This is a genomic window from Kitasatospora sp. NPDC057512 (genome assembly GCF_042802135.1).
In the GTDB taxonomy this organism is placed as follows: Bacteria; Actinomycetota; Actinomycetes; order Streptomycetales; family Streptomycetaceae; genus Kitasatospora.
The window spans coordinates 1-6,563 of record NZ_JBHVET010000506.1; the positions used below are offsets into that span (position 1 = coordinate 1).

The window sequence follows — 6,563 nt, forward strand, 5'->3', positions numbered from 1 at the left end:
GGCCTCCCTCAAGGCGGCGGGACCGGGAGGCCGAGGGCCCCGTCAGGCCGGGCGGATGCCCGGGTTGCCGGCCTCGGTGGTGAAGGAGGCGGCGGTGGACAGGGTGCCGCCGGGGCGGGTGATGCGGGAGACGACGCGGTAGTCGGCGCGGGCCCGGTGGTGGTCCAGGGTGAGCACGGTGTAGCCGCGGCGCCCGTCGTAGAACTTCATGTGCGGGTTGGCCGCCATGAGGTTGCCCCAGTTGGACGGCTTCTCCTCGCCGTCGCCGTCGCTGCTGATCGAGGTGCCGACGAACTCCACGCCCACCGTACGGGAGTCGGGGTCGTTGAAGTCACGCTTGACGTCCAGGGCGTAGGCCACGTGGACGTCGCCGGTGAGCAGCACCAGGTTCTTGACGCCGGACTGGTCGACGGCCTTCAGGAAGCGCTCGCGGGCGGCGGGGTAGCCGTCCCAGGCGTCCATGGAGAGCTTGGAGCGCTCGGCGGTGGTGTTCTTGCGGCGGGAGAAGACGACCTGCTGGGGGATGACGTTCCAGGTGGCCTTGGAGTGGCGCAGGCCGTCGGCGAACCAGCGTTCCTGGGTGGCGCCCATGAGGGTGCGCTTGGGGTCGTCGGACTCGGGGGTGGGGTACTGCCAGCCGTCGCCGTTGGCCTGGTCGTCGCGGTACTGGCGGGTGTCGAGGATGTCGAACTGGGCCAGCCGGCCGTAGTGGACGCGCCGGTAGAGGGTCAGTTCGGTGCCGCGGGGCTGGGGCATGCGCAGCGGCTGGTTCTCCCAGTAGGCGCGGTAGGCGGCGGCGCGGCGGGCGACGAAGGGGGCCGGGTCCTGGTTCTTCTCGGGGATGCCGGCGGCGTAGTTGTTCTCGACCTCGTGGTCGTCCCAGGTGACGTACCAGGGGTGGGCGGCGTGGGCGGCCTGGAGGTCGGGGTCGTTCTTGTAGAGGGAGTAGCGCAGCCGGTAGTCCTCGAGGGTGGTGGTCTCGTGGTTGAAGTGGGCGGCGAGGGTGCGGTCGGTGTACTTGCGGTCGCCGCCGGCGGCGTCGATGCCGTACTCGTAGATGTAGTCGCCGACGTGGAAGACGGCGTCCAGGTCCTCGTTCGCGAGGTGGCGGTAGGCGGTGAAGTAGCCGTCCTCGTAGGCCTGGCAGGAGACGAAGGCGATGCGGGCGCTGTCGAGCTTGCGGCCGCGCGGCGGGGCGGTGCGGGTGCGTCCGACGGGGCTGGCCCAGGGGCCGACGGTGAAGCGGTACCAGTAGGTGCGGGCGGCGTCGAGGCCGTCGACGTCCACGTGGACGGCGTAGTTGAACTCGGCGTGGGCGCGGGCGGTGCCGCGGCGCTCGACGCGGCGGAACTTCTCGTCGCGGGCGATCTCCCAGCCGACCCTGACGGAGCCGGTGGGCGGCAGGCCGGCGCCGGGCTCCAGCGGGCGCGGGGCCAGGCGGGTCCAGAGCACGACGGCGTCGGGGGTGGCGTCGCCGGAGGCCACGCCGAGGGTAAAGGGATCGTCGCCGATGGCGCGCGGGGCGATCTCGTTGTCGGCGGCGTGCGCGGAGGGCAGGTTGACGCTGAAGGCGAGCGCGGCGGCGGCCGAGGTGACGGTGAGGAAGCGGCGCCGGTCCAGGCGGGAGGCGGCCTCGCGCAGCATCCGGTCGGGCGTGGGGCGGTCGTCGGGGCGGGTCATGGGGGTGGTTGGCCTTTCGCTGCTTCGGGGGGTGTGCGAAGGGAATTGGAGTGGACCGCCCCGTACGGCGGGGGTCGGGATTCCGGCAGCAGAGTGATCATCCGGTGCGAGAGCCGTGAAGGTCCGGCAGTTCCGGCGTATCACCGTGAACGGGGACGAAGGGCTCCGGACGGTGCGCGGCCCGCCCCTGACGCCATGACCGTCCGGTTATCCTGTCCGGGATCGGTATCGCCATGGCGTTATGACCGCCGGGGCTTGGGGGGCTTTCGTGGACCTGAACTCGCTCGCGCAGTTCCTCGCGGTGGCGCGGCTGGAGCACCTGAGCCGGGCGGCGGAGGAACTGCGCGTCGCCCAGCCGTCGTTGAGCCGCTCCATCGCCCGGCTGGAGGCCGAGCTGGGCACCCCGCTGTTCGAGCGCGGCGGGCGGCTGCGGCTGAACGCGGCCGGGCGGCTGTTCCGCGGCTACGTCGAGCGTTCGCTCGGCGAGCTGGAGGCGGGGCGGCGGGCGGTGGCGGAGGCCGCCGGGCAGGGGCTGGGGACGGTGCGGCTGGCCTCGGAGACCTTCCTGGCCTTCAGCGGGCCGCTGGCCGCGTTCAAGCGCGGCCACCCGGGGGTGGAGGTCGAACTGCACCAGCTGCCCGCGCAGGAGACGGCCCGGCGGCTGCGGGCCCAGGACGTCGACCTCGCCGTCGTCTCCCAGCCGATCGCCGCCGAGGGCCTGGAGTCGGTGCTGCTGCTGGACGAGGAGGTGGGGCTGGCCGTCGCCCCCGGCCACCCGCTGGCCGGGCGCGCCTCGGTCGGCGTCGAAGCCCTCGCCGACCAGCCGTTCATCGCCGCCCGCCCCGGGCACTGGCAGCGCCGCCTGCTGGAGCGGCTGTTCGCCGCCCGCGGCCTGGAGCCGCGGATCGTCTTCGAGAGCGACGAGGCCGGCGCCATCGCCGAGCTGATCAGCGCGGGCCTGGGCATCGGCCTGGTGCCCGCGCTCTCCCGGCGCACCGCCACCCGCCTGCCGCTGGCGTGGGTCGGCGTCGACGACCCCGGCTGCCGGCGCTCCCTGACCCTGCTCTGGGCCTCCGACACGCGCCTGCCCGCCGGCGCCCGCCGGCTGCGCGAGGCGATCGCGGGCTGGGACTGGGAGCGGAGCGGGCAGGCGGAGCGGGGCTTCTGACGGCGGGCCCCGCGGGCGGTGCTACAGCTTTGCCGCGGAGAAGGTGTCGCACTGGGCGAAGTCGCCGCCGCGGTAGCCGGTGGTGAACCAGGCCTTGCGCTGCTCGGCGGAGCCGTGCGTCCAGGCCTCCGGGTTGATCCGGCCGGTGGCCTGCTGCTGGATGCGGTCGTCGCCGACCGCCGCGGCCGCGTCCAGGCCCTGGGCGATGTCCTGGTCGGTGAGCGAGGCGATCAGCGGACGGCCGGTGGAGGCCTGCGGGGTGGTGGTCGCGTGGTGCGCCCACACCCCGGCGTAGCAGTCGGCCTGCAGTTCCAGGCGCACCGAGCCACTGGCGGCGCCCTGGCGGTCGTTGCCGACCTTCTGCATGGCGCCGGTGAGGGTCTGGATGTGGTGGCCGTACTCGTGGGCGACGACGTAGGACTCGGCGAACGGGCCGCCCTTGGCGCCGAAGCGGGCGGACAGCTCGTTGAAGAAGCCCAGGTCGAAGTAGGCCTTCTTGTCGCCGGGGCAGTAGAACGGGCCCACCGCCGAGGTGGCCGGCCCGCAGGCGGTGGAGACCTGGCCGGTGAACAGCACCGTCTCGGCGTTCTTGTACGGGATCCTGGCGGCGCGCGGCAGCTCGGTGCGCCAGAACTCCTGGAGGCTGTTGGTGACGGCCACGATCCGGCAGTCCTGGCGCTTGTTGGCGTCCGCGCCGGTCTTGCAGGCCTGCTGCACCTCGCCGGCGGTGCGGGTGCCGGTGGAGGAGTTGGAGGAGCCGGAGCCGGAGGACAGGCCCAGCAGCTGCGGGTCGACGCCGAGGACGACCGCGAACAGCACCGCGAGCAGGCCCACGGCCCCGCCGCCGATGGCGACCTTCCCGCCCGGGATGCCGCGCCGGTCGTCCACCTGCGAGGTGTCGAGGTCGCCCTGGTCGTCGAACTGCATGTGCCCCTGCCTGCCCGCTTCTGTCGGTTTCCGTCGATCGGCCGGTCGGCCGGTCGATCAGTCGGTCGGTCGGTCGCTTTGTACGCTCTGGTGACGGTCTGTGCCGTCACGGCCCGGCCCAGCCTACGGGCCCCGGAGCGCCTCGTGGCGCAGCGGGGCCTTCCGGCGCCGACACGGGCACGGGCGCGGGCGCGGGCGTCAGGCGGGGGCGGGGGCGCCGACGACGCGCAGCAGCTCCAGGCGGGAGGCGGAGTCGCTGCCGGGCGCGGCGGTGTGCACCAGCAGCAGCTGGTCCTCGCCGCCGGCGGCCAGCACCTCGCACTCCAGGTCCAGCGGCCCGACCACCGGGTGCAGGAGCCGTTTGCGGCCGCTGCGCCGGCGGGCGACCTCGTGGCGTTCCCAGTAGGCGGTGAACTCGCGACTGTGGGCGAGGAGTTCGTCGAGGAGTTCGGCGGCGCGCCGGTCGCCGGGGCGGGCGGTGCGGGCGGCGCGCAGGGCGGCGACGTGGGCGCGGGCGAGGTCCTCGTGGTCCTCGGCGGGGAACAGCGTGCGGGTGTCGGGGTCGGTGAACCAGCGCAGCAGGAGGTTGCGGCGCTCGGGCGCCAGGGCGGTGTGGTCCCCGAACAGGGCGGCCGCCATGGCGTTCTGGGCGAGTACGTCGCCGAGGTCGGAGACCACCTGGGCGGGTGTGTCGTGCAGCCGGTCGAGGATGAGCAGCAGTCCGGGGCGGACGTGGCCGAGCGGGCCGTGCCGGCGCGGGGGCTCGTGCCCGGCGAGGCGGAACAGGTGGTCGCGTTCGTCCTCGCTCAGTCGCAGGGCCCGGGCCAGGGCGGCGAGCAGTTGCGGTGAGGGCTGGGGGCCGCGGCGCTGTTCCAGGCGGGCGTAGTAGTCGACGGAGAGCCCGGCGACCTGTGCCACCTCCTCCCTGCGCAGTCCGGGTGTGCGCCGCCGCGCGCCGGGTGGCAGCCCGAGGTCGGCGGGGGTGAGCCGGGCCCGGGCCCGGGTGAGGAAGTCGGCCAGCGCCGCTCGGTCGATCATGCTCCCAGCATGGCCCGCCGGGGCGTGGCGCGGCCAGGGATCGGCGGTCCCCGGCTGCCGGGACGCCGGGCTCCCGTGCCGCGCCTTCCCGGCCCGCGCGCGTCCCGCCGGTAGCGTGGACCGGAAGAACTTCCCCTGTGAGAACGGATGGTGACGGTATGTCGGACGAGGCGAAGCGCCGTATCTTCGCGATGCTGGACACCGATGGCGACGGCGTGATCTCCCTCGGCGAGTACCTCGCCCGGGTCGACCGGGCGGCCTCGGCCTTCGGGCGCGGCCCGGACGACCCGCTGGTGGCCGTGGCCCGCGCGGCCCACCAGGAGGTCTTCCGGCAGATGGACGGCGACGGGGACGGTGGCGTCACCTTCGAGGAGTACCGCGCCTGGGCCGGTCACGAGGCGTTCGAGGAGACCTGTCGGCCCGCCCTCGGATCGCTGTTCGACCTCGCCGACGGCGACGGCGACGGGCGTGTGACCCGCCGGGAGTTCGCCCGGCTGCGCGCGGCGAGCGGCAACCCGCCCGAGGGGGCCGCGGCCGCGTTCGACGCCCTCGACACGGGCGGCGAGGGCACCGTGGGGCGCGCCGTCTACCTGGTGGCGATCCACGACTTCCTCACCACCGGCTCCTCCCCCATGGCCGGCGCCTACGGTGACGGCCGCCCCGGCCCGCGGGAGCCCTCCGTCCGCTGACCCGGCGCCCGGCGCCCGCCCGGGGCGCGGGGCCCCGTGGCCCCCAGCCAGGGATCGGCGGTCCCTGGATCGGGAGGTCTCTGCCGTGCCGTTCGCACCGCGGGCAGGGTGGTGGGCGTCGGAGGAAGCGACTCTCCTGGAGGAGACGGGCGATGGCGAAGATCCTGGTGACGGGCGCGACGGGTTCGGTGGGCGGCCGGCTGGTGCCGCGGCTGGTGCGGTGGGCGGGGGCGGAGGGCTCCTCGGTGCGGGTGCTGGTGCGCGACGCGGCGAGGGCGCGGGGCCTGGACGGGGTGGAGGTGGTGGTCGGCGACCTGTGTGAACAGGGCGACCGGGCACGGGCGTTGGACGGGGCCGATGTGGTGCTGAACGCGGCGGCGGCGCTGCGCGGGGTGCCGGACGAGACGGCGTGGGCGGTCAACCGGGACGCCGCGGTGGCGCTGGGGAGGGAGGCGGCGCGGGCCGGGGTCGCGCGGTTCGTCCACACCAGTACGAACCTGGTGTACGGGCGGGGGCTGGGCCGCCCGGCCGTGGAGGGCGACCGGACGGCGCCGGATCCGGCGTGGGGGGTGTACGCGGCGTCCAAGGCGGGGGCGGAGCAGGGGCTGCGCGCGCTCGGGGGTGAACTGCCGCTGGTGGTAGCCAGGTTGGCGTTCGTGTACGGGGACGGCGATCCGCATCTGGCGCAGTCGCTGAACTGGGCCGCGCACTGGCCCGCGCACCAGCGCCTGGCGGTGGTGCACCACGCGGACGTGGCGCGGGCGCTGTGGCGTGCGGTGGTGGTGCCCGGCGTCGAGGGACGCACCTACAACGTCGGCGACGACGCACCGCTGACGGCCTGGGACCTGTACGCGCTCAACGGGCGGGTGCACCCCGGGAGTTCGCCGGACGCACCGTTCGACCCGTGGGAGGGCCAGGTGTCGACGGCGGCGGCGCGCCGGGAGCTGGGCTGGCGTCCGCTGTACCCGTCGGCGTGGGCGGCGGCCGACGCCGGGGCGCTGTAGGCCCTGCCGTCGTACCCGCGCCCGCGTCCCCACGCCGGGCCCGGCCCTCCCCCGGGT

General features: G+C 75.0%; 6 protein-coding genes. 3 read left to right on the forward strand and 3 right to left on the reverse strand.

The window, feature by feature from the left end:
* Positions 1 to 42 precede the first annotated feature (42 nt).
* Positions 43 to 1,680, reverse strand: coding sequence for an alkaline phosphatase D family protein (locus ACFU6K_RS27620; protein ID WP_380667442.1), 1,638 nt, complete (start codon positions 1,678 to 1,680; stop codon positions 43 to 45).
* Positions 1,681 to 1,948: 268 nt separating this feature from the next.
* Between ACFU6K_RS27620 and ACFU6K_RS27625 the strand changes: the two genes are divergently transcribed.
* Positions 1,949 to 2,848 (forward strand): LysR family transcriptional regulator, encoded by a 900-nt coding sequence (locus tag ACFU6K_RS27625; RefSeq protein WP_380667444.1) that lies wholly within the window; start codon positions 1,949 to 1,951, stop codon positions 2,846 to 2,848.
* A gap of 21 nt (positions 2,849 to 2,869) precedes the next feature.
* On the opposite strand, the gene ACFU6K_RS27630 is transcribed toward ACFU6K_RS27625, so the two are convergent.
* A complete protein-coding gene (locus ACFU6K_RS27630) occupies positions 2,870 to 3,775 on the reverse strand; it encodes a neutral zinc metallopeptidase (protein ID WP_380667446.1) in 906 nt (301 codons plus the stop codon).
* 198 nt (positions 3,776 to 3,973) lie between these two features.
* Complete coding sequence (locus ACFU6K_RS27635) at positions 3,974 to 4,810, reverse strand: helix-turn-helix transcriptional regulator (RefSeq protein WP_380667452.1); 837 nt, start codon at positions 4,808 to 4,810, stop codon at positions 3,974 to 3,976.
* A gap of 161 nt (positions 4,811 to 4,971) precedes the next feature.
* Between ACFU6K_RS27635 and ACFU6K_RS27640 the strand changes: the two genes are divergently transcribed.
* Both ACFU6K_RS27640 and ACFU6K_RS27645 read left to right on the forward strand, forming a co-directional pair.
* On the forward strand, positions 4,972 to 5,502 hold the full coding sequence (locus ACFU6K_RS27640) for an EF-hand domain-containing protein (RefSeq protein WP_380667448.1): 531 nt from the start codon (positions 4,972 to 4,974) through the stop codon (positions 5,500 to 5,502).
* A gap of 152 nt (positions 5,503 to 5,654) precedes the next feature.
* Positions 5,655 to 6,506: an NAD-dependent epimerase/dehydratase family protein gene (locus ACFU6K_RS27645; RefSeq protein ID WP_380667450.1), complete on the forward strand. Its 852-nt coding sequence runs from the start codon at positions 5,655 to 5,657 to the stop codon at positions 6,504 to 6,506.
* Positions 6,507 to 6,563: the final 57 nt, after the last annotated feature.